Below are 26500 nucleotides of genomic sequence, written 5' to 3'. Positions count from 1 at the left end.
GTGGTGCGGTCCTCGCAGTCTCCCCGGACGCCCCCCGTCCAGGCAAAACGTTTCCGGACGCGACGACCGGCGCGCCCGCCCCGGGGCCCCGGGGCCCCGTCCGCCCCCCGGGTGCGGCGGCGGACGGGGCCGGACCTAGCCGGACCTAGCCGGACGGAGCCGGATGGAGCCGGACGGAGCCAGGACGGGGCGGGCTGTGCCGGAACGGGCCTACGCGTCGAGCGGCGGCCGGTGGGTCGGCGAGCCGGCGATGCTGCCGCCGGTCCGGGTGACCGAGGCGTCGAACTCGGTGATCGTGAGCTGGAAACCGACCGGGCGGCGGGCGGCGATCGGCTCCAGGTGCTTCTCCGCCGCCGCGAAGAGCTCGTCCGCTATCCGGCTCCTGAGCTCCTCGGGGCGGCCGGGCGCGATCGTCAGCCTGATCTGCACATGGCCATTGGCGGGCCCGCTCTCCGGACGGTCGCCGACCCGGGCGGCGGTCGCCGGCATGGCGAGCGTGCGGGTGCCCCAGCGGGGGAAGACGCCCAGGCCGAGCGCGGTCTCGTGCAGGACGTCGAGGAGCGTCTCGACGTCCAGGTCCTCGGCCAGGTTCGGGGTGTACTCGACGATGATGTGCGGCACCTTCGGATCTCGCTTTCGTGCGGCCGTACGGGAGACGCCGGGGCCCCGGCGCTACCGCGAGTCTGCCCGGACCGCGTACCGGGCCGCCGCCCCGACCACGTACCGGACCCTCACCCCGCCGCGTACCGGACCGCTCAGGCGAACTTGTCGCTGACGGCGTCGTAGATCGCCTTCGCCCCCGCGCCGAGGTAGGGACCCGCCAGCCAGGTCTGGGCGCTCGGGCCGATCGACGTGTTGCTCACCAGCGCGGGCTGCCCCTGCGCGTCCTCGATGAACCAGCCGCCGCCGGAGGAGCCCCCGGTCATCGTGCAGCCGACCCGGAACAGTGACGGCTGGTCGTCCCGGACCGAGAGCCGGCCGGGGCGGCCCTGGCAGGAGAACATCCGCTCACCGTCGAAGGGCGGCGCGGCCGGATACCCCCAGAGGCTCATCCCCGCGATCTTCGTCGCCGACGGCGCGTCGAACATGACGCGGGACGCGCCGCCGACCGTCTCCTCCAGCGAGGCGTAGTCGCTGCCCGCCGGCTTCTTCACATGCAGCACGGCGAAGTCGAACGGCGAACCGCTGCCGCCCGACGGGGTCCCCTCGGAGATCCACTGGGGCGAGGTCTGCGCCCAGTCCGCCCACCAGATGCCGAACGGCGAGAGCTCGCTCTTGCCCACCCCGATCAGCTCCTCGCTCGACAGCCCCTTGTCGTTGTAGGACGGTACGAAGACGATGTTGCGGAACCAGCCGCCCTTCGCCCCCGCGTGCACACAGTGCCCCGCCGTCCACACCAGGTTCGAGGCGCCGGGGCTGGCCGGGTCGGACACCACCGTCGCGGAGCAGACCGAGGGACCCTCGGGGGTGTCGAAGAAGAGCTTGCCGACCACCGGGGCGCTGTCGCGGTACGAGACGGGTACCGGCCGCGCGGCGACGGGCTCCGGCTCCGGGTCGGAGACGCCCGCGTCCTCGAAGTTCCCGTCCACCGGCCGGTCCGGGCTGGTGCCCTGGAGCATCCGGCCCGGAAGCCACAGCCCCTCGATGACCGGGTTGAAGAACGCGGCGGCCTCCCGCGCCCAGTCCGAGGCGTCCCAGTCGCGCCAGCCGCCCTCACGCCACCCCTCCGGCGCGTCGGAGCCGACGGACCCCGCGGGCCCGGTGCCTCCCGCGGACCCGGCGGACCCGGCGGACCCGGCGCCCGCGCTCCCGGTGGGCGCCGAGCAGGCGGTGGCGCTGATCGCCAGTAGGGCGAGCATGCAGGCCATGAGCATCACCGGGCGGTGCCTGGAGCGCATGGATCGTTCCTCCGGTCCTTCAAATGCGTCGAACGCTGTGCGCACGGGGCCCGGGGAAGTACGGAGTCCGGCGACAACCTGTCTTGAGGAGGTAGTACGTGGGGGCGCCCGCCCCGGTTCAAGACACCGTGCCGCAGGCCCGCTTCAGGAGGCGGGCGGCTCCCCCGCGGGGGAGGACGCCGGGCGCGGGAACGAAGGACGGGACTCCTCCAGCCGTACGAACGCGATCCGTTCGCCGGCCGCCCGGTACGCCGCGTGGCGGGCGGCCGCGTCCGCGTCGGGGCCGGCGTCGGCCTCCGGGTCGAGGCCCAGGAACGAGCAGAGCGTCCGCGCCGCGCGGGGCCGGGCGCGCGCGTACCGCTCCATGATCAGACCGCACTCCTCCGGAGCCGGGAAGCGGGCCGTGACCGCGTGGTAGCGGCGGCCGGTCTGGATGGTCACCTGGGGGGTGTGCCGCAGGTTCCGGTACCACTGCGCCGACGCGCCCGAGCCGGAGGTGACGGTCCAGCTCCGCGGCGCCGTGTTCTGCTCGACGACCCCGATCACGACCTGGCGCGACTGCCCCGTGAACCGGCCCGTGTGGATGAGCAGCAGCATCCGCCGGCCGAACAGCGGTCCGAGGCCCGCGCGATAGAGGAGGATCGGCAGTCCCTCGACCTTCCGCCGCCATCCGGTGGGGGGCGTCACGCCCGGCGGCGGGGACGGCTGCTTCACAGCCCTGCACCTCCTGGCACCGCAGAGGCCGGATGACGGCGTCGATTCGATAACGACGAGACGTTCATGGAGCTTTCGCGATGCTTTGACAACAGAACCTTTGCATAGTCTAAACATGGGCGAGGCGGGAGCGGACATGCTGCGGGAGGACCGACCGGAAGGCCGGTCCGGCACCCGGCCCGGCGGGAAGCCGGGCACGGGACCCGGCGCGAGACCCGGCGGCGCCCCGGCCGTTGCCACCGCCGCGTTTCCGGGCGTGAACGCGGGCGCCCGCACCGGGGCGGGGGACGGCGCGCCGACCGGCCGCGGCACCCCGGGCGAGGACCTCTCCACCCCCGTTGTGCTGGGCGTTCTCCCGTTCGCCGCGCTCGCCGTCGTCGCGCTGGTGGAGCTGATCGCCGGGCCCAAGATCGGCTTCCTGCCGCTCTTCTCGCTCGGCCCCGCCTTCGCCGGACTCGTGGGCGGCTGGCGGCGCACCGCCTTCATCGGCGTCCTCGCCCTCGTGTGCTGTCTCACACTCGGGCTGTACGACGGGCTGCTGCAGAGCCGCCGCGGCTACACGGCGTTCGCCTCGGTCGCCGGGGTGACGGCGGCGAGCCTGGTCGCCGTCGGGATGCGGCAGCGCCGCGAGGCCGAACTCGCCAGCGTCCGCTCGATCGCGGAGGTGGCCCAGCGCGCGCTGCTCCGCCCCGTACCGGGCACGGCGGGGCCGCTGCGCGTCGCCGTCTCGTACACCTCGGCGGTGGCGGAGGCGCGGATCGGGGGCGACCTGTACGAGGTGGCCGTCGGCGCCGGGCGCGTCCGCGTGATCGTCGGAGACGTCCAGGGCAAGGGGCTCGAAGCGGTGGAGACCGTCGCGGTCGTCCTCGGTGCCTTCCGGGAGGCGGCGCACGACGAGCCCGAACTGACCGGTGTCGGCGCCCGGGTGGAGCGCGCCATGAGCAGGGAGCTGGACGGCGAGAAGTTCGTCACCGCGCTGATCGCCGAGATCGGCGAGGACGGTGGCGCCGTCTTCCTCAACTACGGGCATCCGCCGCCCATGGTGCTCCGCGCGGACGGCGTGGTGGAGTTCCCCGAGCCCGACCAGTACGCGCTGCCCCTCGGCCTGGAGGCGCATGGCACCGAGGGCCCCCGGCCCTTCCACGTGGAGTTCGCCCCCGGCGACCAACTCCTCCTCTACACCGACGGGGTGACGGAGGCGCGCGACGCGGCCGGGACCTTCTACCCGCTCGGAGAGCGGGCCGCGCTCCTCGCCGGCCCCGACCCGGCGGCGGCGCTGGAGGCGCTGCGCAGGGATCTCGTACGCCATGTGGCGGGGCCGCTGCACGACGACGCCGCCACCCTGCTGCTCCGGTACGCACCGGAGCAGCGGGAGCGGCAGGATCAGCGGGAGGAGCAGTTGCGGCCGGAGCGGCCGGAGCGGCCGGAGTTCAGCGGGCCGGCTCCTTCGTGACGCGGTCCGGCATCGGCGCGGGGGGTGTGCCAGTCGCCGCTCGGTCTCGCGACGTCACCGGGTGTCCCCTCCGTAGAAGGCGGGCCGCTTCTCCAGGGCGTCCACCCGCACGATCCCGCCGGACTCCAGGGCCTGGACGAGCGCGCCGGTGATGACGGTCGCGGCGTAGCCGTCCCACGCCGAGGGGCCGGTGGGCTCGGCGCCGTTCGCGACGGACTCGGCCCACTCGCGGAACTCGGTGTCGAAGGCGTTCTCGAAGCGGCCCTGCCAGTCCTGGAGGATCCCGGTGGAGTTACGGCCCGCCGTGCGGACGGAGACGGCCGCCGGGTCGGGGAGGCGGACCAGCCCGTCCTCGCCGACGGTCTCGCACTGGATGTCGTACCCGTACTGGCAGTTGACGAAGACCTCCAGATCGATCCGGACGCCCTCGGCGGTCTCGAAGAGCATGATCTGCGGGTCCTGGAGGTGCGCGTGCCGCTTGCCGGTCCGGCGCGGCGTCACCACCTGTACGGAGCGGATCTCGTCGTCCAGCAGCCAGCGCAGCACGTCGATCTCGTGGACGGCGGTGTCCTGCGCGGCCATCGCCGAGGTGTAGGAGGCCGGGGCGGTCGCGTTGCGGTGGGCGCAGTGCACCATCAGCGGGACACCGATGGCGCCCGACTCGATGACCTTCTTCATCTCGCGGTAGCCGGCGTCGTAGCGGCGCATGAAGCCGACCTGGACGAGCCGGGAGCCGTGGGCGGTCTCCGCCTCGATGATCTTCAGACAGTCCTCGGCCTCCGTGGCGAGCGGCTTCTCGCAGAAGACCGGCTTGCCCGCGGCGATGGCGCCGAGGACGTGCTCGGCGTGGGTCGGCCCCCACGAGGTGACGACGACGGCGTCCACGTCGGGCGCGTCGATGACCTCGTGCCCGGTGGCCAGTGCGCGGGCGCCGACGGTGGCGGCGACCTCCTCGGCCCGCGCCGTGTCGATGTCGAACACCGCCGTGACCCGGGTGCCGGTGATCACATGGGTGAGCCGGCGGATGTGGTCCTGGCCGATCATGCCGGTACCGATCACACCGATGCGCACAGTCATTGGGGGTTGACCTTTCACAGGAAGCGGGAGGCAGGAGGCAGGGAAGCAGGGGGCAGGGGGCAGGAGGCAGGGGGAGGGGGGCAAGGAGGCGTCAGAGGTAGTGGCGCTGGGAGCGTTTCGCGTCGCGGTACGTCCCGTACGCGCGCCGGGTCGACTCCAGCTCGGAGACCTCGCTGACCGGGACGTCCCACCAGGCGCTGCCGGGCGGGTTCGGCCCGTACAGGTCCGTCTCGACATGGACGACGGTCGTCCGGTCCGAGTCCCGGGCCTTGGCCATCGCCCGGCCGAACTCCTCGGCGGTGGTGGCGGAGAGGACGTCCGCGCCGAGCGAGGCGGCGTTGGCGGCCAGGTCGACCGGCAGGACCTCGCCGTCGAGCTGCCCGCTCGCACGGTCCCGGTAGCGGTAGCGCGTACCGAAGCGCTGCGAGCCCAGCGACTCCGAGAGCGCGCCGATCGAGGCGAATCCGTGGTTCTGGACGATCACGATGATGACCTTGATCCGCTCGGAGACCAGGGTGACGATCTCCTGGGCCATCATCAGATACGAGCCGTCACCGACCAGGACGACGACCTCACGGCTCGGATCGGCCATCTTCGCGCCGAGCCCGGCGGCCACCTCGTACCCCATGCAGGAATACGCGTACTCGACGTGGTAGGCCTTCGGGTCGCGGGCGCGCCACAGCATCTGGAGGTCGCCGGGGAGCGAGCCCGCCGCGTTGATCACGACGTCCCGGTCGTCGAGCGACCGGCGCAGCGTGCCGAGGATCGCGGTCTGCGCGGGCAGCGGCCCGTGCCCGGTGGAGAGGCACTCGTCCGCCGTACGCCGCCACTCCCCGGCCAGCTCCGCCACCCGCTGCCGGTAGGCGTCGTCGGTCCCCCAGCCGTCCAGCTCCCGCTCCAGCGCCTGGAGTCCCAGCCGGGCGTCGGCGACCAGTGGCTCGGCGGAGTGCTTCACCGCGTCGAGCCGGGCCACGTTCAGGTTGACGAACCGCACGTCCGGGTCGCCGAACACGGTGTGGCTCGCGGTGGTGAAGTCGCTGTAGCGCGTGCCGACGCCGAGGACGACATCCGCCTCGGCCGCCAGCGCGTTGGCCGCCGTCGTCCCGGTCGAGCCGAGGCCGCCGACCGCGCCCGGGTGGTCCCAGGGCAGCGCGCCCTTGCCCGCGTGGGTGTCCGCGACCGGGATGCCGGTGGCCTCGGCGAAGTCGCGCAGCGCGCTCCCGGCGCCGGAGTACACCACCCCGCCGCCCGCGACGAGCAGCGGCCTGCGCGCGGTGCGCAGCAGTGCGGCGGCGCGCCCCAGCGCGGCGGGCTCCGGCACGGGCCGGCCGATGTGCCAGACGCGGCGCCGGAAGAACGCCACCGGCCAGTCGTACGCCTCGGCCTGCACGTCCTGCGGCAGACAGAGCGTCACCGCGCCCGTCTCCACCGGGTCGGTGAGCACCCGCATCGCGGCGAGAACGGCGGGCACGAGCTGTTCGGGCCGGCTGATCCGGTCGAAGTACTTGGACACCGGGCGGAAGGCGTCGTTGACGGAGACGTCGCCGCCCCGGGTGTCCTCCAGCTGCTGGAGGACGGGGTCGGCGGCGCGGGTGGCGAACATGTCGCTGGGCAGCAGCAGCACCGGCAGCCGGTTGGTGGTGGCCAGCGCCGCGCCCGTGATCATGTTGGTGGAGCCGGGGCCGGTGGACGCGGTGCAGGCGTACGCGGAGAGCCGGTCGCGCATCTTCGCGAAGGCCACCGCGGCGTGCACCATGCCCTGTTCGTTGCGGGCCAGATGGTAGGGGAGGTCCGCCTCGCCGGTACGGTCCGCCTGGAGCAGCGCCTGCCCGAGGCCCGCCACGTTGCCGTGCCCGAAGATGCCCCAGACGCCGGGGATCAGCCGCTGCTCCTCGCCGTCGCGCTCGCTGTACTGGTTCGCCAGGAACCGTACGAGCGCCTGCGCGGTGGTGAGCCGTACGGTCTCCGTCGCCATCACAGCTCCTCGGGGGTGCCGGTGCCGAACGGCAGCCGGGGGTCGGTGGCCTGATCCTCCCAGGTGGCGCGGACCCAGCCGTGGGCCGGATCGTCGCAGATCAGCCAGGCGCGGTCCGGGCCGGGGCCCGCCATGACGTTCAGGTAGTAGAGGTCGTAGCCGGGGGCGGCGATCGAGGGGCCGTGCCAGCCGTGCGGGATCAGCACCGTGTCCCCGCTGCGCACCTCGGCAAGTACATCAAGGGGCCGCTCCGCCGTCCCGTACACCCGCTGGTAGCCGAGGCCGGGGCCGGCCGGGCCCGGCGCCACCTCGAAGTAGTAGATCTCCTCCAGCTCGCTCTCGACCGGGGTGCCGTGCTCGTCGTGGCGGGCCTCGTCGTGCTTGTGGGGCGGGTACGACGACCAGTTGCCGCCGGGGGTGAGCACCTCGCAGACGAGAAGCTGGTCCGCCTCGAACGTGCCGGGCAGGCAGTAGTTGTTGACCTGGCGTGAGCAGTTCCCGGCCCCGCGCAGCTCGGCCGGTACGTCCTGGGCGGGCCCGTACCGCACGGTCAGCCGGCGCTCGCAGCGCGCCGAGGGAAGGGCGAAGCGGCCGCCGCGCTCGCTGCGGACCACGGCGTCGGTGTCGCGGGGGACGTACGCGAAGTCGCTGACCGCGTCGAAGACGCCGTCCCGGCCGGCGAGGAGAAGGGTCGTGCCGTCGGCGACGACCGTGCAGGACCCGCTGAGCGGCAGCACCAGGTACTCGCTGTCGCCGGTGCCGAGGGAGACCTGCTCGCCCGGGGCGAGTTCGAGGACGCGCAGCCCGGAGTGGCCCCAGCGCGCCGACTCGGGGGTGACGACGGTGGTGTACGGGCCCTCGGCGGTGGAACCGGCGGGCAGATGCAGGGAGTGGTCACTCACCACGGACTCCTCGCGCTCCTTCGGTCGACTGGTGCGGGTGCGGGTGCGGGTGTTGCTGGTGGTGACGGGTGCGGGCGGCGGGTGCGGCACCCGCGGGGTACGCGTCGGCGGCGCGGCGGCCGGTCACAGCAGGCTCACCGCGCGGTCCACGGCGCCGGCGACATCGCCGTCCGCGGGGTAGAGCAGCGACCGGCCGACGATCAGGCCCTGCACGGTCGGCAGGGCGAGCGCCTTCTGCCAGGCGGTGAACGCCGCCTCCGCGTCCTTGACCTCGCCGCCGAGCAGCAGCACGGGCAGCGTGGAGGAGGCGAGGACCCGCTCCATCTCCTCGACGACCGGCAGCTTCAGCCAGGTGTAGGCGCTGCGGCGGCCGAGTCCGGACGCGATGGTGATCGACGTGATCACCGCGTCGGGGGAGAGGTCGTTGCGGATCTTCCCGTCCACCCAGCGGGAGAGGAACGGCTCGATCATGGCGATCAGCGCCCGGTCGTTCAGCTCGTCCACGGCGTGCGCGGTCTGCTCCAGCACGGAGGGGGTGGCCGGGTCGTCCAGGCAGATACGGGTGAGCGTCTTGCCCCCGTCGAAGCGCATCGCGGCGATGGTCTCGGCGTCGTACCCGGTGAACCGGTCGTCGATCTCGAAGGCCGAACCGGCCAGCCCCGCGCGGTTCATGGAGCCGAAGACGCTCTTGCCGTCGAGCACGCCGAGCAGCAGCAGGTCCTCCAGGATGTCGGCGGTGGCGAGGACCCCGGTCACCCCGGGGCGCTCCAGCGCGGTGCACATCCGGTCCAGGAGCTGCCGGCGGTCGGCCATCGCCGTGGGGTCGGAGCCGACCGCGTTGGCGCCGCGCGCGGGGTGGTCGGCGGCGATGATCATCGCCCGGCCGTTCCCGCCGAGCGGCGAGTCGGCCCTGACCCGCCGGGCGGCGGCCTCGGCGATGGCGCCCGGGTTGGTGACCCGTGTCTCGACGATCCGCCGGATCCGGTCAGACACCCTGGACTCCCTGGACACCCTTGCTCTCCTCCTCGATCGTGTTCCCGCCGAGCCGCGCCTCGACCGCCGCCGCGTCGGGCATGGCGTCCGAGCAGGCCAGCTCCCCGGCGACGATCGCGCCCGCGGCGTTGGCGAAGCGCATCGTCCGCGTCAGGTCCCAGCCGGCCAGCAGCCCGTGGCAGAGCGCGCCGCCGAACGCGTCGCCCGCGCCGAGGCCGTTGACGACCTCGACCGGTACGGGCGGCACCTCGACCGCGGTGCCGTCCCGGTCCATCGCCAGCACGCCCTTGGGGCCCTGCTTGACGACGGCGGTCCCGACACCGAGTGCGAGCAGCGCGCGGGCGGCGGCGTACGGTTCGGTCTCGCCGGTGGCGATCTCGCACTCCTCGCGGTTGCCGACGGCGACGGTGGCGTGGGCGAGCGCCTCGCGGTAGTACGCGCGGGCCTCCGCCACCGCCTCGCCGGGACGGACGTCGCGGCCGCCCGCGTAGGCGCCCTCCCAGAACATCGGCCGCCAGTCGAGGTCGAAGACGGTGATGCCCGCCCGGTTCCGGTGCCGGAGCGCCGCGAGCGTCGCAGACCGGCTCGGCTCGGCGCTCAGCCCGGTGCCGGTCATCCAGAAGATCCGGGCCGACGCGACGGCGCCGAGGTCCAGATCACCGGGGCGGATGTCCAGGTCGGGGGCGAGCGGCAGCCGGTAGAAGTAGAGCGGGAAGTCGTCCGGCGGGAAGATCTCGCAGAACGTCACCGGGGTCGGCGCGACCTCGGAGACCCCGACGTGGGTGGGGTCGACGCCGTACTCGGCGAGGGCGCGCCGCACGTACCGGCCGAAGGGATCGTCGCCGGTCTTGGTGATCACCGCCGCGTTCCTGCCGTAACGCGCCGAGGCGACCGCGACGTTGGTGGGGCTGCCGCCCAGGTACTTGCCGAACGAGGTGACATCCGCCAGACCGACGCCCGTCTGCAGCGGATAGATGTCGACTCCGACCCGTCCCATGGTCAGGACGTCCAGGACTGCCATGTAAGGGGACCTCCAGCACCTGGCACGCTCTACTAGCGCGCTCTAGTTGCTCGTACGATGCTCGATGTCCATATGTCCTGTCAATAGCTTGTTACGTGCGGTTTTCCGCGAGGAGACAGGGAAGTGAGCGGGGCCGGGAACAGCCTCCTCAGGGCGTCCCTCGCGCCACGGGACGCCTTCCCCGGCCCGCAGTTGGCGGCACGGCGGACGAGTACCGCCCCGCCGCCCACGGCCTGACCGGGCGCCAGGCCCCGGAGCCCGATCCGGACGACGGGCCCGGGCGGCCACCGCGGCGCTCAGGGCCCCACGCCGGCCGCCGTCCCCTTCGTCCGGCCTGCCTTGCCCTTCGCCTTTCCCGAGGCCGTTCCCTTGCCGGCCGCCGTTCCCTTTCCCGTTCCCTTCCCCGTCGCCTTCCCTGATGCCTTCCCCGATGCCTTCCCGGTCGCCTTCCGCTTCCGTGGGGTCCTCCCCTCGCCCTTCGCCCCGTGCTCCTTCTCCGCCACGGCCTCGCGCATCCGTTCGCCGTGTTCCCGCGCCCGGGTGATCAGTGCCTGCGCGTCGCACCCGGGCCGGAGCGCGGTCAGGAGCAGCAGCCACAGATCGTGCAGCCCCTCCTCGATCTGCCGGCGCCCCTCCAGCGCGTCCGAGACGGTGTGCAGCCCGAAGAAGGCGCAGACCAGTCCGTGCGCGGCCATCTCCGGGGCGATCCCCTCGGCGAGCGCCCCCTCCTCCTGCGCCTCTTCGAGCAGTTCGGTGACCGTCTCCAGCCACCCCACGAACGGGCGCGGCAGGGTGGCGTCGATGGCGGAGCGCTCCGCCCAGAGCCGGGAGCCGGCGCGGATCACCACGTCGTCGCGGAAGGCTCTGGCCACGTCGAAACTGAGGGCCACCAGTCGTTCGAGCGCCGGGAATCCGGCCGTCCGGTAGCGGCCGATCAGTTCGGGCCAGGCCGCGAAATGCTCCTCGACAATGGCCAGCGCCAGATTCTCCTTGCTGGCGTAATGGAAATAAATTGCCCCACTGGTGCGACCTGATTGTGTGCTGATATCACTGATGCTGGTTCCGACATATCCCCGTTCGTCGAACAAATGTGCCGCCGCCTCCAGCAGGAACCTCCGCGTCGCTTTCGCCCGTACCTGCTCCGCCCGTACCTGCACGTACACTCCGGATTTCCGTTCCGATAAATGACAGTACGCAATCTAGCGTCTTTGTCGGCGGCCCTGTCGGTGCTCCTCGCGGGCCGGGCGAGGGTGCGTATACAGAAGAATTAAGATGTTCTAGTCACATGAACACATCGGGTGATGTCGGCCGGTACGACGGATACGACCGGCCGCTGTCCTGGTCGCGCACGGTGGCCCGCGAGCTCGTGCACCGCGCCTCCGTCGCGGAGGTGCTGCTCACCGACGTACGGCGGGCGAGGGGCGGCGGATTCGAGGCCGCGGCCTCCTGGCCGCGCTCCCACCCGACCTTCCCGCGCGGCGGCGGCGAACTGCACAGCCCGCTGATGATCGTCGAGACGCTGCGCCAGCTCGGCATCTACATCCCCCTGCGGTACTTCGCGGTCCGGCCGTCGGCGAACCTGGTCATCACCGACCTGTTCTACGAGATCGACCCGTCCGCCGAACCGCGGCTGGTCTCCGGCGCCACCTGCGTCCGCTGCCACGTCGGCGTGAGCGCCCTGCGCCATGACGCGGAAGGGGCGGTCAGCGGCATCCGGCTGGAGGTCGACTACCTGGCCGACGGGGTGCGCTTCGCCCGGGCCGGGGGCGGCGCCCGGTTCTTCCGGCCCGAGCAGTACGACGCCGTACGGGAAGGCCGTACGGCGGTCACCGCGCCCGTCGGAGCGGCGGACCGGACGCGTCCCGACCCGGCCGGGGTCGGGGTGAGCGGCGCGCACGACGTGGTGATCGGCACCGACGGCGCCACCCTCCTGGTGGAACCCGCGGACATGAGGCATCCGTACTTCTTCGACCACGCGACCGATCATCTGCCGGGGATGATCGTTCTGGAGGCGGCGCGTCAGGCGGCGGCCTTCGTGAGTCGTGGCGGGCTGCTCCGCCCTACCGCCGGTCGGCTGAAAACGGCGCGCTTCATCGAATACGACCCGCCCGCCCGCGTGTTGTGCGTTCCGCACCACGCGACCTGCGTTTTCCGCTTTTTCCAGGACGGTCTGCAGAAGGCTTTCGGGGTGCTGCGGTACCAATAAGCAGATAGCGATACTAAATGCGATCGCTTGACTGCTCAATGTTTCTCTCTCTAGCGTAGCGATCGTTATGTTCTTCGGCGGTCGCTGGATCCGGCCTCCATTCCGAGGTCGCGCCCGCCTGGAACCGCACCCGCTTCTCTTCGCGGGTGACCCTCGCGCCCGCGGTGTATTCACATCGATGCGGTGGCCAGCGCTACCGCTGTCAGGGCTCTCCTGAAACGGAAACAATCGGATGACAGCACAACGCATCCTTTCCTGGACACCTGCCGCCATCGTCTTCGACTGTGACGGCACTCTCATGGACACCGAATGCCACTGGCAGGACGCACGCCTCCGCGCCCTGCGCGAGTTCGGATTCACCCCCGCGCCGGGCTTCACCGAGCGGGCCAGGGGGCTGCACTACACGGAGTGCGGCGTTCTCATGGCCGAGGAGGCGGGCCACCCTGAGCTGGGCGCGGATCTGACGGAACGGTTGCTCGGGCACTTCGGCGCCCTGGTCGCCGACCGGCCCCTGACCATGCCCGGCGCGCGCCAACTCGTCGAACAGGCGGCCCGGTTCGCCCCGCTGGCCGTCGCCAGCAACTGCCCGAAAGAGGTGGTGGAGTCCTCGCTCGGCACGGCCGGCCTGCTCGACCGCTTCGACCATGTCGTCGTACCCGACGACGCCCGCGGCATCAGACCCAAGCCGCACCCGGACGTCTATCTCACCGCGGCCGGGCTCTGCGGCGCGGACCCGGCCGACACCCTCGCGGTCGAGGACTCCCACTGTGGGATCGAGGCCGCGGAACGGGCCGGGATGCGCATCCTGGGCGTCGGCCCGTGGCCGGCCGAACGGACCATGGCCCTGGTCGACCTGTGGGTCCGTTCGCTGGACGAGCCGGAGCTGCGGGGGTGGGCGGGCGACCGGGTGCCCACCCAGATTCCGGGGAATCGTCCTACCATGAAGCCGTAGGGACATATCCCTGCAAAAGTCGCCCACAGGTCGCCGCACGGGGAGATGGCCATCGGATGGATGAGGAACGTGCCGGCCGTCTCGTGACGTCGCTGCGGGCCCGGGGTGTGCCGGCCCATCTGGCGCATCTGGGCGTGTACCAGTGCGGTGTACGGGTCGTCCTGTACGACGGCGGTGAGGCCGTCTGGGACATCGACGGGGAGCTGGGACTGCGGGCCGAGGTCGTCGAGGACGGGGTGCTCGTCGGCTTCGTCCCGCACGTGCGGGACTCGGAGAGCTTCGACGAGGAGCGGCTCGTGGAGGTGATCGCGGCGACCCGTTACGACAAGGAAGGGCTGAGCCTGTCGGCCGACGCCGACAGCGGGCCCCGGCCTCCCGGCACGGGCCCCGTGCTTCCGCCGCCCCGTCCCCGGCGCGGCCCCCGCTGGCTGCGGCCCCGCTGGCTCCGGCGCCGGTGACCCCGGCGCCGGGACCCGTCCGGAGGAACGGGCGGGGCCGGTCTCAGACGCTGTCAGCAGCGCTTGTTGACATGGCCCGGCTCGCCCGCCGGGACGACGTCGAGGTCCCGCAGGACGATCGACAGCCGGTCGCCCCACTCCTCGCACGCGGCGGTGAAGTCCGGCCGCCGGTACTCCACCACCAGCACCTTGTCGTCGTACGCGGCAGCGTACTCCCCGCACTCGTCGTACCGCCCGCACTCCTCGGCGACCGCGAAGTCGAAGCCGATGGCGTCCCGCGCCCCGCTCATCTCCACCGCGTTCTTCTGGCCGATCGACAGCCCCGCCCGGTGGGCGCGCGCGGCCAGCAGCCGGGCGAAGGCGGTCGCCTGCTCACGGTCGAGCAGCGAGTCCGAGCGCAGGTACGAGTCCAGGTTGTCCGCCTCGACGGCGTCGAACCCGTCCCGCGCGCAGCCGTCGATCCACCCGCCGACGATGCCCGCCAGCCGCTCGCGGCGATCGGCGGTGGAGATGTCCAGCAGCGGTTCGTCCCAGTCCTCGTCGACGACGGTCTCGCCGTCCGCGTCCCGCAGCAGCAGGTCCGGATGGTTCTTCTGCCACCACCCCACGGCGTCCGGCTGCGTCTGGTAGGCGTTGACGTAGCAGATGTTGAACACCCCGGGCGCGGGCTTCGCCGTACGGTCCCTGATGACCGTACGCACCCCGGCGGGCGGGTCGTACGCCCCGCCGAGCTGGTAGTCGAAGGGGTCGTTCGCCTTCGGCTGCCCGACCCGCTCCGCCGGGGCGGTGGAACTCCCGCTCCTGGCAGGGGCGTTGCCGGAGGATCCGCCGGGGGAGTCCGGGCCGGCGCCGCAGCCGGTGAGGGCGAGGACGAGCGCCAGGGAGAGGGCGAGCAAGGGGGCCGCCGATGCGCGGGCGGCCGGGACGAACGGCAAGGTGGTGCCTCGATCTCGGTGCGGTGCGGTGGGACCGCCCCAGTCTCCCACCGCCCCGGCTCACACCGTCAGGAGGCTCGGCTTCGCCGCCTTGTCGACCGGCAGGAACGCGTCCGGCACGGGGTATTCCCCCAGCACGAAACGGAGGATCGCCGCGTGCATCGCCTCCACGGGCGCGATCGTCGCCGCCGTCTCGATCCCCGACGCGCTCTTCACGCTGTACGTCGACAGCAGATACGTCTGCGCCGCCTGATCCTCCAGCCGGAGGGCGAGCGCGGCCACGTCGCCCGCGTTCCGGGCCTTGCCCAGCGCGGTCGTGATCTCCTCGCGGTCGGTGAGCGGCACCCCCGTGATCGCGGGCCTGCCCGCCCCGGTCAGCACCGAGTTCCACACCTTCGCGTGGTCGGTGTGCTGGGCCTTCGCCGTCGTGACGAAGGACGACACCGCGGGCGGTACGGTGCCCAGCCGGCCCGCCTTCGCCGCCGCCAGCGTCGCCCGGTACGCGTCGACCGCCTGGTTCTCCAGGGCCACCGCCAGCGCGACGTACCGCAGATCCCCGGTGTACGTGACCGTGTCCGCGACGGGGTTCGCCGAGCCGTCGGAGGACCCGCCCGAGCAGGCCGCCAGCGCGAACGCCGCCCCGGCGCCGCCCGCGCCCCGCAGGAACCGCCGGCGCCCGGCGTCCACGGGCCCCTCCCGCCCCGTACGGCCGGCACCGAGGCGTGCCACCAGCGCGGCGGCCCGCGCCCGCATCACGGGCAGGGTCTCCCGGTGCGCCTCGGTCATCTCCCGCGTGAGGCGGTCCAGCGCCGCCTCGCCGACGGGCAGTTCCCAGCCGCCGCGCGCGCCGCCCGTACCGGAACTTGTTCCCGTACCTGTACCTGTGCCCGTGCTCATCGGGCCGCCCCTTCCGAGACGGGCGACGCGTCTGCCGTCGGGTAGAACGCGTCGGGGAAGCCCACCGAACCGATCGCCGGGGGCAGCTTCGCGACATCGGTGGGGAGCGCGATCAGGCTCTCGTCCCCGGCGGCGAGCAGCGCCTGCACCGCCAGCAGCGTCGCGCGGTGCTGCGCCTCCACCGGCGCCACGGAGCCGAAGAGCCGGCGCAGCGGCCCGCTGCTGACCTGGCCGACGTTCTTCGTGTACGTCTGCGCGGCCACGTCCTCCAGGGAGATGGCCAGCTTGACCACGTCCGCCGGGGTCTTCACGGTCGGCAGGGTCTTCCTGACCACGGCCGCGTACTTCGGGTCGGTCCCGGTCTGGGGCCGGCCGCCGGCCCGGGTGACCGCGGCGTTGAACGCCTTGGCGTGCTCCTCGTGCTGCCGCGTGGTCGTCGAGATGAACGCCACGAGCGTCTTGTTGCCGCTCCTGATGAACGGCAGACGGGCGGCGGTGCGATAGACGCCGACCGCCAGATTCTCCAGTGACGCCGCCGTCTGCAGCGCCATGACGTCCTCCTCGGACGCGGTCGGCGCCATGGCCCGGCCCGTGATCCTCAGCGCGTCGCTGTGCAGGTCCTGGGACTGCTCGGTGAGCTGTGCCAGCAGCCGGGTGTCGATGTGCTCCCTGCCCATCGCGCCCCCTCTCTCCTCGGGGCCCGCACGGCCGCGGGCACGCCCCCGACACCTTCGCGAGAGAGACGCGGACGGGGCGGGGGACGGCACCGGCGGGCGGGGGTGTTTCACCGGATCAGCCGATCCCGCGCCCCGCCCCGCCGCCGTACGTCCCCCGCCCCGCCGCCCTCGGGGAGCCGCGCTACTCCTTGACGGCCCCCGAGTTGGCGCCGTTGACGAAGTACCGCTGGAAGCAGAAGAACAGCGCGGCCACCGGCAGGGTGGAGAGCAGCGCCGCCGCCAGCTTCAGCGGGTACTGGGTGCCGCCGCCGAGCCCGCCGGAGGTGAAGCGCGCCAGACCCGTGGTGAGCGTCTCGTACTGCGCGGACTGCGTGGAGACGAGGAAGTGGGTGAACTCGTTCCACGACCCCTGGAACGACAGGATCGTCAGGGTGATCAGCGCCGGCCGCGCCATCGGCAGGACGACGGACCAGAAGATCCGGAACACCCCCGCCCCGTCGACCCGCGCCGCCTCCTCCACCTCGCGCGGCACCGACTCGAAGAACTGCTTCATGATGAAGATGCCCGCCGCGTCCACCAGTAGCGGCAGAATCATGCCGGTGTACGTGTCGAAGATGCCGAAGGTGTTGAGCACCAGGAACTTCGGGATGAGCAGCGTCACCCCGGGCACCGCGATCAGCGCGACGACGAAGCCGAACAGCAGCGAGCGGCCCCGGAAGCGCAGCCGCGCCAGCGCGTACCCGGCCATCGAGTCGAACAGCACCCGCCCCGCCGTCACCAGCACCGCCACCAGCGCAGAGTTGGAGAGCCAGCGCAGGAACGGCACCCCGCCGCCGTCGTCCGCCCGACCCATCCCGAACAGCCGCTGGTACGCGGCGGTCGTCGGCGTCGTGGGCAGCAGCGACAGCGGATTGGCCGCGGCGTCCGCGTCGGTCTTGAACCCGGTCACCAGCTGGAGCGCGAACGGCAGCAGATAGAGCAGCCCCAGGCCCACCACCAGCGCGTACCCCGCGGTGCGCAGCGGCAGCGGGAACCGGGGCAGTACGGGGCGGGCCCGGTCGCGTACCCGCGTACCCGAGGCGGTCATCGGTTCCTCCTGGTACGTCGGTTCCTCCCGGCCCCCGCGCCGCGCTCGCGCAGCACCCAGCGCTGGAGGGCGGTGAAGACAAGGATCAGGGCGAGCAGGATGAACGCGATCGCCGAGCCCTGGCCGAAGTCCGCGTTGTCGAAGCCCGCGGAGTACGACAGGAACGCGGGCGTCAGCGTCGTGTTGCCGGGGGCGCCCTGGCCCATCACGTACACCTGGTCGAAGACCTGCCAGGTGGAGATCAGCCCCAGGGTGAGGACCAGGAAGAGCACGGGACGCAGCGCGGGGAGCGTCACGTACCGCAGGAGCTGACGGCGGTTGACGCCTTCGAGCGCCGCGGCCTCCTCCAGCTCCCTCGGGATGTCCTGGAGCGCCGCGAGGAAGATCAGCATGAAGGTGCCGGACGTGGTCCACACGGAGAGCAGGATGATCGTGCACATCGCGACCGAGGGGCCGGACAGCCACTCGAACCACGACAGCCCCATGGTGGTGTGCTCGGCCAGCATCCCGGTGGGCCGCTCCGGGTCGACGACGCCCAGGGCGCCGAGGAGCAGGGAGAGCACCCCGCGCGGATCGGCGAACCAGTTCGGCCCCTTGACCCCGATCCACGACAGCACGGAGTTGACGGCCCCGCTGCCCTGGAAGAGGAAGAGGAAGACCGTGGAGACGGCGATGGAGCTGGTGACCGACGGGAAGAAGAACGCGGTGCGCAGCGCGCCGCGCCCGCGCAGCAGCTTCTGGTTGACGAGCAGCGCCAGGCCCAGCGCCAGACCCGTCTGGAGCGGCACGGTCAGCATCACGTAGTAGGCGTTGTTGCGCAGGGCGGTCGCGAAGAGCGTGCGGTCGAGGCCGTCCTGGGTGAGCAGCGCCCGGTAGTTGTCGAGACCGACGAAGTCGGCCTGGCCGGAGAACGGGTTGGACTGCCCGTCCCAGTTCAGCAGGCTGACCCAGAGGGCCATCAGGATCGGCAGGACCAGGAAGCAGCCGAGGCCGAGCAGCATGGGGCTGACGAACAGCCAGCCCCACGCGCCCTCCCCGCGAAGGGCCGCGCGCGGGGCGCGGCCCTTCGCGGTCGAACCGGCGGCGCCGGGCGTGTCAGGTTCGCCCGGCGCGCCGGCGGCTCGGGGCGCGCGCTCGGCGCGCGCCGCGGAGCGTGGCGTGGTGCGGAGGGGCATGGTGCGGAGGGGCATGGTGCTCAGTTGCCCTTCGCGATCGCCTGTTCGCCGTTGCGCTGGAGGTCGGCGAGGATCTTCTTCGGGTCGGCGGTGCGCAGCGACTGGAGGTCGGTGTTGAACTGGCTGAGGACCTTGTCGAACCCGGCGATGGTCACCGGACCCTGCGCGTAGGCGCTGCCGTCCACCCACGCCTTGGCGTGCGGCTCCTGCGCGGCGTACGTCTTCAGCGCGCTGGTGCGCGAGGGCATGACGCCGAACGCGTCGGCGAAGGCGAGCTGCTGGTCGGCGGAGGTGAGGTACTTCACCAGGTCGACGCCGGCCGCGCGGTGCGCGCTCTCGGCGGCGACGCCCCAGCAGTTGCTGAACGCGAGCGTGCCCTGGCCGGCCGGGCCCGAGGGGAGCGGGGCGACCGCGTACTTCACGTCCGGGTAGTCGAGCTTCATCCCGCCGTCGAGCCAGTTGCCCTCGATGGTCATGGCGGCCTTGCCCTTGCCGAGGGCCTCGCCGCCCCAGCTCGTGTCCACCTGCTTGGCGAACTTCATCGAGCCGGACTTGAGCAGCGACTGCACGTAGGAGAGCGCCTCGGCGTTCTCCTTGGAGTCGGCCGTCATCTTCGTCTGGCCGGAGTCGGTGATCCAGCCGCCCGTCTGCCGCATGAAGACGCCGAGGCGCTGGAACTCGTCGCTGGTGACCAGGCCGGTGACGCCGTCGCCGGTGAGCTTGTCCGCGACGGTCTTCAGCTCCGCCCAGGTCTTCGGGTAGTCCTTCTCCGTCAGCCCCGCCTTCTTCCACAGCTCGGTGTTGATGGTGAGCGCGAGCGTGGAGGTGTCCTTGGGCAGGCAGACCAGCTTCCCGTCGTACGAGAAGGACGTGCGGAGCTGCTCCGAGAAGTCGTCCGCGTCGGATATCTCGTCCCCGTACGCGTACAGCGAACCGCCCTTGGCGTAGTTCGCGAACTGGTCCGAGTTGACGTAGAAGACGTCCGGCGGCTTGTGCCCGGCGAACGACTGGGCCAGCTGCTGGTTCATGTCCTTGGCGACCTGGACGTCGACCGTGTTGCCGGACTTCTTCGCGTACGCCGCGGCGGCCTTCTTGACCGCCTGGGTCTCGGCGTCCCCGGACGTGGCGATCAGAACGGTCAGGTTCTGCTTGGCGGTGGTGTCCTGGGCCGGCTCGTTCTTGCCGTCCTTGTCGAAATTGGACGAGCAACCGGTGGCGGCCAGCAGCGCCGCGCAGGCGGCGAGGGCGGCGACGGCCGTACGGGTGACCATGTATTCCTCCAGAAAAGATGAAAAATGCGGCTCGGGTTCGGGTACGGCCCCCGGCCGCCCGGTGGGGGGCGGGAGGCCGGGGCGTACGGGGAGAAGGACCCGGGGCGGTGACGGGGCGGGCCCGCCCCGGGGGTTCAGGGGCCGGGGGCTCAGCCGCCCGGCGGGGGCGTGCTGTCCCGGATGACGAGGGACGGTTCGAGCAGGACGCGCTCGGGCGGCGCGTCCGGGGCCGCCATCCGGGCCAGCAGCAGCCGGACGCACTCGTGCCCGACGGCCTCCAGCGGCTGGGCGACCGTGGAGAGTCCGGGGGAGAGGAGCGCCGCGGCCGGCGAGTCGTCGAAGCCGATGACGGCGACGTCCCGGCCGGGCACGGAGTCGCGGTCGCGCAGCGCCTGGTAGCAGCCGAGCGCGAGCATGTCGCTGGCGGCGACCACGGCGGTCACGCCCGTGTCGAGCAGGGGGCCCGCGGCGGCGCGCGCGGCGGCCAGGTCGTCGAGGCTCTGGGCGCGCCGGCCGCGTACCGGCAGCCGGTGCCGGCGCATGGCGCGCCGCCACCCCTCGGCGCGGTCGTCGCCGACGCCGGAGCCGCGCGGCCAGCCCAGAAAGCCGATCTTCCGGTGGCCCTGGGACACCAGGTGATCGACGGCGGCGTCGGTGCCCGAGGCGCCGTCGACGTCCGCCCAGTCGCCGATCTGCCGGCCCGACCACATCCGGCCGAATCCCACGAACGGCACGCCGCGCCCGGCCAGCCACGCCTGGCGGGGGTCGCCGCGGTCGGTGCCGCTGAGCACGAAGCCGTCCACGCTGTGCAGGTCGAGGAGTTCCTCGTGGCCGTCGAGCCCGGGGCTGCCGGGCGGCGAGGCGAAGAGCAGGATCCGGTAGCCGGCCTCGTCCGCGGCCTGCGAGAGGGCGTGCAGGAAGCGGTCCATCACCGGGGCGGTGGCGCCGGGGGCGGTGGGACGGATGCCGTACCCGATGAGCTTGCTGGAGCGGGTGCGCAGCGTCTGCGCGGCCCGGTGCGGGCGGTACCCCATCGCGTCGACGGTGGCGCGGACCCGTTCCAGGGTCTCGGGCCTGAGCAGCCCCGGGGCGTTGAGGGCGTTCGAGACGGTCTGCGGGGAGACCCCGGCCCGCCGCGCCACCATGGCCAGGGTCACGGGACCCGGCTTGGACGAAGGGGGCCTGGTGGAGCGGGGCATGGCTGTCTCCGGAACCGTTCTCACGCATCGACGGGTGAATCTGGTGGTGGATCTTCTGTTGACTCTACGAGTTTATTGGAGCGTTCAAATCCCATTGTCAACGAGCTGAAGTCGTCGTTAGGGTTCTTGGAACGCTCCAATGACTGAGAGGTTCTGCTCTGTTGTCCACCACTGTCAAGACCCACGACACTATGAACTCCGTCGCAGAGGCCGTCCCGGCGGCCGAGGCACTGCAGCCGTTCCTGCACGACGCCAGCGTCACGCTGTACGCGCCGAGCTTCGCGATATCCCATGCGGACGGGCAGTTCGACGGCGGTGCCGACGGCTTCTACCACGGCGACAGCAGAGCCCTCGCCCGGCTGACCGTCGAGGCCGACGGCGTCGGGATCGCGCCGGTGCGAGGCGCCCTCGAAGGAGCCGACCGGGCCTCCTTCCGCGGGGTGCTGCGCGGCCTGGGCGAGTCGACCCCGGACCCCGCCGTCACTCTGTGGCGCCGCCGCCGGGTCACCCCCGGATGCCTGGAGGAGACCCTCGAACTCGCCAACGCGGGGCGCCAACACGTCCGGGTCACGCTGATCGTCACCGCCGCCACCGACCTCGCCCTGATGGAGCGCGTCAAGCAGGGTGACGCACGGCCCGCCGTCGCCGCCACCGCCACGGACGCCGGGCTCGACTGGGCCAAGGAGTCCTTCTCCGTACGGCTGACCAGCTCCCCGGAGCCCGCCGCCGTCGACGCCGCGTCCGGACGGTTCACGTACGACGTCGAACTGGCGCCCGGCACCGAGTGGACCGCCGTACTGCGCTGCGTCGCGGCCCACGAGGACGGCGACCAGTTCCCGGCGCCGCCGGCGGAGAGCGTGCCCTGGCGCACGCCGGTGCTGCGCAGCGCCGACCGCCGCTTCGACCAGTGGCTCGGCCAGTCCGCCGCCGACCTCGACCGGCTGCGGCTCAGCGACCCGGTGGCGCCGGGCGAGGCCCCCGACGGCGCCGGCCGCGGGGCGCTCACGGCACCCGGGCGCCCCGCCGACCAGTTCCTGGCCGCCGGAGCCCCCTGGTTCCTCACGCTCTTCGGCCGCGACTCGCTGTGGGCGGCCCGGATGCTGCTGCCGCTGGGCACCGGACTCGCGGCGGGCACCCTCCGTACGCTCGCCCGCCGCCAGGGCCTGCGGAACGACCCGGAGACCGAGGAGCAGCCCGGCAAGATCCTGCACGAAGTGCGCCGCGCCGCCCAGTCGTTCCACGACAGCTTCGCCCTGCCGCCCAGCTACTACGGCACCGTCGACGCCACCCCGCTGTGGATCACGCTGCTGCACGACTCCTGGCGCTGGGGGCTCGCCCCCGAGGAGGTCGAGGAGCTGCTGCCGCACGCGGAGGCGGCCCTCGGCTGGATGCACGACCAGAGCGCGGCCGACGGCGACGGCTTCCTGAAGTACATCGACGGCACCGGCCGCGGCCTGGCCAACCAGGGCTGGAAGGACTCCGGCGACGCCATCCGGCACCGCGACGGACGCCTCGCCACCTCGCCGATCGCGCTCTGCGAGGTGCAGGCGTACGCGTACGAGGCGGCCCGCGGCGGCGCCGCTTTGCTGCGCGCCTTCGGCCGGCCCGGCGCCGACCGCTGGGAGGAGTGGGCCGAGCGGCTGAGCGACCGGTTCCGCGACCGCTTCTGGGTGGAGGACGAGCGCGGCGCGTACCCGGCCGTCGCGCTGGACCGGGACGGCAGGCCGGTGGACTCCGTCACCTCCGGCTTCGGCCACCTGCTCGGCACGGGGCTGCTCAACCACGAGGAGAGCGGGCTGCTCGCCGCCCGGATCGGCGCGCCCGACCTGGACTCCGGGCACGGGCTGCGCACGCTGAGCAGCGACTCCGTGGGGTACAACCCGTTCGGCTACCACATCGGGTCCATCTGGCCGCACGACACCGCGATCGCGGTCCACGGGCTGGTCAGGGCCGGTTTCCCGGACGCGGCGGCGCCGCTCGCGGCCGGGCTGCTCACCGCGTCCGCGGGCTTCGACGCGCGGCTGCCCGAACTGTTCGCGGGGCACGGCGCCGCGACCGACCCGGTGCCCTCGCCGTATCCGGCGTCCTGCCGGCCGCAGGCGTGGGCGGCGGCCTCGTCCGTGCTGGTCCTCCAGTCCGCGCTGGGGCTCTCCGCCGATGTGCCGGGCGGCACCGTGACCGTCGCGCCCACCTTCACCGAGGCGTACCGGCCGCTGAAGGCCGAGGGGTTCGACGTCGCCGGCGGCCGGCTCGACATCACCGTCGACGCGGACGGCACGGCGCACATCGAGGCGCCCGCGGGTCTGGAGGTGAGGAGGGAGCACGGCGGCCCCCGTTGAGACGAGGGCGCGCGTGATGTGAGGATGGGGTCCCGGAGGGGCACGGGGCCCCGTCCCTCCGGTCACGTCCGGCGGAGAACCGGTGCGTCCGGCCGGCTCCTCCGGTGGCACCGGAGGAGCCGTATGTCACACAGCCGGAGACCGTGACACAGCCGGACAAGAGCCGCACACAGCCGTGTCGCTGATGGGCCGAACGGGTGAGGCGCGGGAGGATGACCTGATGCAGACAGAACGTGCGGGCCGGGTGGTCCGGTGAGCAGGTACGGCCGTTACGACGGGTATGACGCCACCGATGAGCAGTGGGAGGGCCTCGCCCAGGTCGTTCCGCTGCGGGGCCGCAACGAGTGGCCCTCGCGGGTGGACCACAGGACCGTCTCCAGGGAACCCGTCGAGGAGAACCGGCGCTTCATCGTGCTGCGGGTCCGGGTCTTCGCGGACGCGCGGGAGGTCGCCGACCACCTGATCGCGCGGATCCCGGTGCTACTGGACCTGACCGGCGCCGAGACCGATGTGGCCAAGCGCATCCTGGACTTCAGCAGCGGGGTGGTCTTCGGGCTGGGCAGCGGGATGCACCGGGTCGACAAGAACGTCTTCCTGCTCGCCCCGATCGGCACGGAGGTCGAGGGGATCGCGGCGGACACCATCCCTCGCTCGTAGGAAGGTCGCCCGCTCGTAGGAAGATTGCCCGCTCGCAGGAAGGTCCCGCGGGAGGAACGGTTCGTCACCGGGGCCGCCGCATACGGTCCGGCCATGGAAGCCTTCCGCCCCCGCGCCGCCGCCCCGCCGCCCCGGCCCTGGCCCGCCGTCACCGAGCTGCGGCTCTCCGCCTTCACCTCGCACCGCGGGGCCGCCTTCCCGATCGGTCCCGTGACGCTCTTCACGGGCGCGAGCGGCAGCGGCACGTCGACGGCGCCGGCGCCGTCGACGTACGAGTCGCTGGGCCGGCTCGGCGCGGGTGCCACGGTGCGGGCGCTGCCGGCCAGGGACGCCTCGTACGCGCGCGGGGCGGCCGGTGTGACGGTGGTAGACCTGGACCCGTGACCGAACTTGATGTGGCGCAACTGCAGCGGAGACTGGCCGCGTTCGCGGCGGCGCGGGACTGGGAGCCGTACCACACCCCCAAGAACCTGGCGGCGGCGCTGAGCGTCGAGGCGTCGGAGCTGCTGGAGATCTTCCAGTGGCTGACCCCCGAGGAGTCGGCCCGGGTGATGGCGGACCCGGAGTCGGCCCACCGGGTGCGCGACGAGGTCGCGGATGTGCTCGCCTACCTCCTCCAGTTCTGCGCGGTGCTGGGTGTCGACCCGCTCGCGGCGCTCGCCGAGAAGGTGGAGCGGAATGAGCTCCGCTTCCCGCCCAAGAGGCCCGCCGATCATGGCGATTGAGCGCGATTGTCACTCTCCGGAGTGGCCGAGTTATGCACAACGAGTCTGCTGTCCACAGATTTCCGCAATGCTCTAGCTTTTCTGCGCCGATGCGCTCACTCTGGGTAGTGGAGTTCTTGGGCAGGATTCTCGTGGGAGTGGGGAGTGCGGATGGATGCGGAACGGCTCATCGCTGTGAGCCGGCATGCCCTGGCGGCGAGCGCGGAGGAAATGGACGTCGTCGCGGAGGCGTGGCAGGCACAGGCCCTCGCTCAGGCGATCGGGCATCAGCTGGCGTTGAGAGGGCCGAAGGAGCTGCGCGGGGCGGCGCGGGATCTGCGCGATCTCCCGGATCTGTACGGGGCGGGCGGGGGCGGCGGCATTCCGCCGGACATACCGGGGCTCGGCGCCGGAGCGATACGGGCGCTGCAGCTGTCCGGGGTGCGGGACGTGCGGGAGACGCTGACCGGACTCGGCGCGTTATTGGGCGACGTGGGCATCGCGCTGGTCGCGGTGGCGTGTGCGACGGACGAGGAGGGGCTGTACTGGCAGTGCATAGAGGCGATCGACGCGGCGGACGAGTCGAACGACCGGGTGGGTGGGATGCTGCGGCGCCTCCTCACGCAGGAGCGTGAGAGGGAACGGGAAAGGGAGCGGGAGCGGGACCGGGAGGAGGAGCGGGTGTGGCCGAGCGAGTGGCGGCGCGAGCGGGGGTGGGACGGGATGCCGGTCGGCGGCCGTGACCGGGGCAGGGCCGCGGGGGACCGCCTTCCCGAACGGGTCGGGGACCGTCTGCCGGACCGGGTCGGGGAGCGCGGCACGGATCACGGCGGGGACCACCGGCGGGAGCGCGGCAGAGGACGCGGCAGGGAGGAGGCGGCCGACTCGCCGGTGGGACCCCTCTGACCGGGCGGTTCGACAGGGCGGGTCGGAGCGGCACCCGCGCGAAGGTGCAGGATGGAGCCATGGATCTGCGCATCTTCACCGAGCCCCAGCAAGGGGCGAGCTACGACACACTGCTGACCGTGGCCAAGGCCACCGAGGATCTTGGCTTCGACGCGTTCTTCCGGTCCGACCACTATCTGCGGATGGGTTCCGTGGACGGTCTCCCCGGGCCGACGGATGCCTGGATCACCCTCGCCGGGCTGGCCCGGGAGACCAAGCGGATCCGGCTGGGCACCCTGATGACCGCCGGGACGTTCCGCCTCCCGGGCGTGCTCGCCATCCAGGTCGCCCAGGTCGACCAGATGTCCGGCGGCCGGGTCGAACTGGGCCTGGGCGCGGGCTGGTTCGAGGAGGAGCACAAGGCGTACGGAATCCCGTTCCCGAAGGAGAAGTTCGCCCGGCTGGAGGAGCAACTGGCCATCGTCACGGGGCTGTGGGCCACCGAGACCGGCAAGACCTTCTCGTACGAGGGCACGTATTACCAGCTCACCGACTCACCCGCGCTGCCCAAGCCCGCGCAGCGCAAGGTGCCGGTGCTGATCGGCGGACACGGCGCGACACGCACCCCGCGGCTCACCGCGCAGTACGCCGACGAGTTCAACATCCCGTTCGCCTCGATCGAGGACACCGAGCGGCAGTTCGGCCGGGTGCGGGACGCGGCCGAGAAGGCCGGGCGCGCGGCGGACGACCTCGTGTACTCCAACGCGCTGGTCGTCTGCGTGGGCAAGGACGACGCGGAGGTGGCCCGCCGTGCCGCCGCTCTCGGCCGGGAGGTGGAGGAGCTGAAGGCGAACGGGCTGGCCGGCTCGCCCGCCGAGGTGGTCGACAAGATCGGCCGGTACGCCGCCGTCGGATCCTCGCGGATCTACCTCCAGGTGATGGATCTGGACGATCTCGACCACCTGGAGCTGATCTCCTCGCAGATCCAGTCGCAGCTGAGCTGAACCGCCCGGGATCCGGAGTAC

General features: G+C 72.5%; 23 protein-coding genes and 3 pseudogenes. 10 read left to right on the top strand and 16 right to left on the bottom strand.

All coding sequences use genetic code 11. The features are described 5' to 3' along the window. Positions 1-210: 210 nt before the first annotated feature. The 3 genes from AB0P17_RS10645 to AB0P17_RS10635 all read right to left on the bottom strand — a co-directional run bounded on the left by AB0P17_RS10645 (position 211) and on the right by AB0P17_RS10635 (position 2612). The gene (locus AB0P17_RS10645; protein ID WP_365809544.1) at positions 211-621 is read right to left on the bottom strand and encodes a hypothetical protein; all 411 of its coding nucleotides are present in this window, start codon (positions 619-621) and stop codon (positions 211-213) included. Positions 622-755: 134 nt separating this feature from the next. Then, entirely contained in the window at positions 756-1898 is a 1143-nt protein-coding gene (locus tag AB0P17_RS10640; RefSeq protein WP_365809542.1) for a hypothetical protein, read from the bottom strand. Between the two features lie 144 nt (positions 1899-2042). Next, entirely contained in the window at positions 2043-2612 is a 570-nt protein-coding gene (locus tag AB0P17_RS10635; RefSeq protein ID WP_365809541.1) for a nitroreductase family deazaflavin-dependent oxidoreductase, read from the bottom strand. 115 nt (positions 2613-2727) lie between these two features. Here AB0P17_RS10635 and AB0P17_RS10630 point away from each other — a divergent pair, with 115 nt between their 5' ends. Further along, positions 2728-4065 (top strand): PP2C family protein-serine/threonine phosphatase, encoded by a 1338-nt coding sequence (locus AB0P17_RS10630; RefSeq protein ID WP_365809538.1) that lies wholly within the window; start codon positions 2728-2730, stop codon positions 4063-4065. A gap of 54 nt (positions 4066-4119) precedes the next feature. On the opposite strand, the gene AB0P17_RS10625 is transcribed toward AB0P17_RS10630, so the two are convergent. The 6 genes and pseudogenes from AB0P17_RS10625 to AB0P17_RS10600 all read right to left on the bottom strand — a co-directional run. Continuing rightward, the gene (locus tag AB0P17_RS10625; RefSeq protein ID WP_365809536.1) at positions 4120-5142 is read right to left on the bottom strand and encodes a Gfo/Idh/MocA family oxidoreductase; all 1023 of its coding nucleotides are present in this window, start codon (positions 5140-5142) and stop codon (positions 4120-4122) included. A gap of 91 nt (positions 5143-5233) precedes the next feature. Beyond that, the gene (gene iolD, locus AB0P17_RS10620; protein ID WP_365809534.1) at positions 5234-7117 is read right to left on the bottom strand and encodes a 3D-(3,5/4)-trihydroxycyclohexane-1,2-dione acylhydrolase (decyclizing); all 1884 of its coding nucleotides are present in this window, start codon (positions 7115-7117) and stop codon (positions 5234-5236) included. Next, on the bottom strand, positions 7117-8019 hold the full coding sequence (gene iolB / locus AB0P17_RS10615; protein ID WP_365809533.1) for a 5-deoxy-glucuronate isomerase: 903 nt from the start codon (positions 8017-8019) through the stop codon (positions 7117-7119). Before iolB ends, iolD begins: the two co-directional genes overlap by 1 nt. Before the next feature lie 123 nt (positions 8020-8142). Further along, positions 8143-9012: an aldolase gene (locus tag AB0P17_RS10610; RefSeq protein ID WP_365809531.1), complete on the bottom strand. Its 870-nt coding sequence runs from the start codon at positions 9010-9012 to the stop codon at positions 8143-8145. Next, complete coding sequence (gene iolC / locus AB0P17_RS10605) at positions 9005-10033, bottom strand: 5-dehydro-2-deoxygluconokinase (RefSeq protein WP_365809529.1); 1029 nt, start codon at positions 10031-10033, stop codon at positions 9005-9007. The genes AB0P17_RS10610 and iolC overlap by 8 nt, the downstream gene beginning before the upstream one ends. Positions 10034-10602: 569 nt before the next feature. Then, positions 10603-11196, bottom strand: a pseudogene (locus AB0P17_RS10600) (ScbR family autoregulator-binding transcription factor); the annotation flags it as partial. Positions 11197-11318: 122 nt separating this feature from the next. Here AB0P17_RS10600 and AB0P17_RS10595 point away from each other — a divergent pair. The 3 genes from AB0P17_RS10595 to AB0P17_RS10585 all read left to right on the top strand — a co-directional run bounded on the left by AB0P17_RS10595 (position 11319) and on the right by AB0P17_RS10585 (position 13649). Then, a complete protein-coding gene (locus AB0P17_RS10595; protein ID WP_365809528.1) occupies positions 11319-12239 on the top strand; it encodes a ScbA/BarX family gamma-butyrolactone biosynthesis protein in 921 nt (306 codons plus the stop codon). 232 nt (positions 12240-12471) lie between these two features. Next, the gene (locus tag AB0P17_RS10590) at positions 12472-13191 is read left to right on the top strand and encodes an HAD family phosphatase (protein ID WP_365809526.1); all 720 of its coding nucleotides are present in this window, start codon (positions 12472-12474) and stop codon (positions 13189-13191) included. A 56-nt stretch (positions 13192-13247) separates the two neighbouring features. Continuing rightward, entirely contained in the window at positions 13248-13649 is a 402-nt protein-coding gene (locus tag AB0P17_RS10585) for a hypothetical protein (protein WP_365809525.1), read from the top strand. 53 nt (positions 13650-13702) lie between these two features. On the opposite strand, the gene AB0P17_RS10580 is transcribed toward AB0P17_RS10585, so the two are convergent. From AB0P17_RS10580 to AB0P17_RS10550, 7 genes are all read right to left on the bottom strand, one after another. Continuing rightward, positions 13703-14584, bottom strand: coding sequence for an endo alpha-1,4 polygalactosaminidase (locus AB0P17_RS10580; protein ID WP_365809523.1), 882 nt, complete (start codon positions 14582-14584; stop codon positions 13703-13705). 60 nt (positions 14585-14644) lie between these two features. Continuing rightward, a complete protein-coding gene (locus tag AB0P17_RS10575) occupies positions 14645-15481 on the bottom strand; it encodes a ferritin-like domain-containing protein (RefSeq protein ID WP_365809521.1) in 837 nt (278 codons plus the stop codon). After that, positions 15478-16158 (bottom strand): ferritin-like domain-containing protein, encoded by a 681-nt coding sequence (locus AB0P17_RS10570; protein ID WP_365809520.1) that lies wholly within the window; start codon positions 16156-16158, stop codon positions 15478-15480. The genes AB0P17_RS10575 and AB0P17_RS10570 overlap by 4 nt, the downstream gene beginning before the upstream one ends. A 181-nt stretch (positions 16159-16339) precedes the next feature. After that, positions 16340-17245 (bottom strand): carbohydrate ABC transporter permease, encoded by a 906-nt coding sequence (locus tag AB0P17_RS10565; RefSeq protein ID WP_365809517.1) that lies wholly within the window; start codon positions 17243-17245, stop codon positions 16340-16342. Beyond that, positions 17242-18435, bottom strand: a complete 1194-nt coding sequence (locus AB0P17_RS10560; RefSeq protein WP_365809515.1) for a sugar ABC transporter permease — start codon at positions 18433-18435, stop codon at positions 17242-17244. Before AB0P17_RS10560 ends, AB0P17_RS10565 begins: the two co-directional genes overlap by 4 nt. 5 nt (positions 18436-18440) lie before the next feature. After that, complete coding sequence (locus AB0P17_RS10555) at positions 18441-19691, bottom strand: extracellular solute-binding protein (protein ID WP_365809513.1); 1251 nt, start codon at positions 19689-19691, stop codon at positions 18441-18443. A gap of 149 nt (positions 19692-19840) precedes the next feature. After that, positions 19841-20890 carry a LacI family DNA-binding transcriptional regulator gene (locus tag AB0P17_RS10550; protein WP_365809511.1) on the bottom strand — a complete coding sequence of 350 codons (1050 nt, stop codon included), beginning with the start codon at positions 20888-20890 and terminating at the stop codon, positions 19841-19843. A gap of 191 nt (positions 20891-21081) precedes the next feature. Here AB0P17_RS10550 and AB0P17_RS10545 point away from each other — a divergent pair, with 191 nt between their 5' ends. The 6 genes and pseudogenes from AB0P17_RS10545 (at position 21082) to AB0P17_RS10520 (ending at position 26479) form a co-directional block, all read left to right on the top strand. Next, positions 21082-23229: a glycogen debranching N-terminal domain-containing protein gene (locus AB0P17_RS10545; protein WP_365809509.1), complete on the top strand. Its 2148-nt coding sequence runs from the start codon at positions 21082-21084 to the stop codon at positions 23227-23229. A 252-nt stretch (positions 23230-23481) separates the two neighbouring features. Further along, complete coding sequence (locus AB0P17_RS10540) at positions 23482-23886, top strand: cell division protein SepF (protein ID WP_365809508.1); 405 nt, start codon at positions 23482-23484, stop codon at positions 23884-23886. Positions 23887-23979: 93 nt separating this feature from the next. Beyond that, positions 23980-24186: pseudogene (locus tag AB0P17_RS10535) on the top strand (hypothetical protein); the annotation flags it as partial. Between the two features lie 80 nt (positions 24187-24266). After that, positions 24267-24611: a nucleotide pyrophosphohydrolase gene (locus AB0P17_RS10530; RefSeq protein WP_365809506.1), complete on the top strand. Its 345-nt coding sequence runs from the start codon at positions 24267-24269 to the stop codon at positions 24609-24611. Positions 24612-24761: 150 nt separating this feature from the next. Further along, a pseudogene (locus AB0P17_RS10525) lies at positions 24762-25333 on the top strand (DUF6099 family protein). Between the two features lie 222 nt (positions 25334-25555). Next, positions 25556-26479 (top strand): LLM class F420-dependent oxidoreductase, encoded by a 924-nt coding sequence (locus AB0P17_RS10520; RefSeq protein WP_365809504.1) that lies wholly within the window; start codon positions 25556-25558, stop codon positions 26477-26479. Positions 26480-26500: the final 21 nt, after the last annotated feature.

Source organism: Streptomyces sp. NPDC088124 (genome assembly GCF_040685895.1).
GTDB lineage: Bacteria > Actinomycetota > Actinomycetes > Streptomycetales > Streptomycetaceae > Streptomyces.
The sequence above is the reverse complement of the archived record's forward strand: the minus strand, read 5'-3'. Positions and strand labels throughout refer to the sequence as shown.

Excerpts from the sequence above, each read along its gene's own strand:
- AB0P17_RS10640 (WP_365809542.1), bottom strand. The coding sequence starts at position 1,898 with ATGCGCTCCAGGCACCGCCCGGTGATGCTCATGGCCTGCATGCTCGCC.
- AB0P17_RS10630 (WP_365809538.1), top strand. The coding sequence starts at position 2,728 with ATGGGCGAGGCGGGAGCGGACATGCTGCGGGAGGACCGACCGGAAGGC.
- AB0P17_RS10625 (WP_365809536.1), bottom strand. The coding sequence starts at position 5,142 with ATGACTGTGCGCATCGGTGTGATCGGTACCGGCATGATCGGCCAGGAC.
- iolD (WP_365809534.1), bottom strand. The coding sequence starts at position 7,117 with ATGGCGACGGAGACCGTACGGCTCACCACCGCGCAGGCGCTCGTACGG.
- iolC (WP_365809529.1), bottom strand. The coding sequence starts at position 10,033 with ATGGCAGTCCTGGACGTCCTGACCATGGGACGGGTCGGAGTCGACATC.
- AB0P17_RS10595 (WP_365809528.1), top strand. The coding sequence starts at position 11,319 with ATGAACACATCGGGTGATGTCGGCCGGTACGACGGATACGACCGGCCG.
- AB0P17_RS10590 (WP_365809526.1), top strand. The coding sequence starts at position 12,472 with ATGACAGCACAACGCATCCTTTCCTGGACACCTGCCGCCATCGTCTTC.
- AB0P17_RS10585 (WP_365809525.1), top strand. The coding sequence starts at position 13,248 with ATGGATGAGGAACGTGCCGGCCGTCTCGTGACGTCGCTGCGGGCCCGG.
- AB0P17_RS10575 (WP_365809521.1), bottom strand. The coding sequence starts at position 15,481 with ATGAGCACGGGCACAGGTACAGGTACGGGAACAAGTTCCGGTACGGGC.
- AB0P17_RS10570 (WP_365809520.1), bottom strand. The coding sequence starts at position 16,158 with ATGGGCAGGGAGCACATCGACACCCGGCTGCTGGCACAGCTCACCGAG.
- AB0P17_RS10565 (WP_365809517.1), bottom strand. The coding sequence starts at position 17,245 with ATGACCGCCTCGGGTACGCGGGTACGCGACCGGGCCCGCCCCGTACTG.
- AB0P17_RS10560 (WP_365809515.1), bottom strand. The coding sequence starts at position 18,435 with ATGCCCCTCCGCACCATGCCCCTCCGCACCACGCCACGCTCCGCGGCG.
- AB0P17_RS10555 (WP_365809513.1), bottom strand. The coding sequence starts at position 19,691 with ATGGTCACCCGTACGGCCGTCGCCGCCCTCGCCGCCTGCGCGGCGCTG.
- AB0P17_RS10550 (WP_365809511.1), bottom strand. The coding sequence starts at position 20,890 with ATGCCCCGCTCCACCAGGCCCCCTTCGTCCAAGCCGGGTCCCGTGACC.
- AB0P17_RS10545 (WP_365809509.1), top strand. The coding sequence starts at position 21,082 with ATGAACTCCGTCGCAGAGGCCGTCCCGGCGGCCGAGGCACTGCAGCCG.
- AB0P17_RS10520 (WP_365809504.1), top strand. The coding sequence starts at position 25,556 with ATGGATCTGCGCATCTTCACCGAGCCCCAGCAAGGGGCGAGCTACGAC.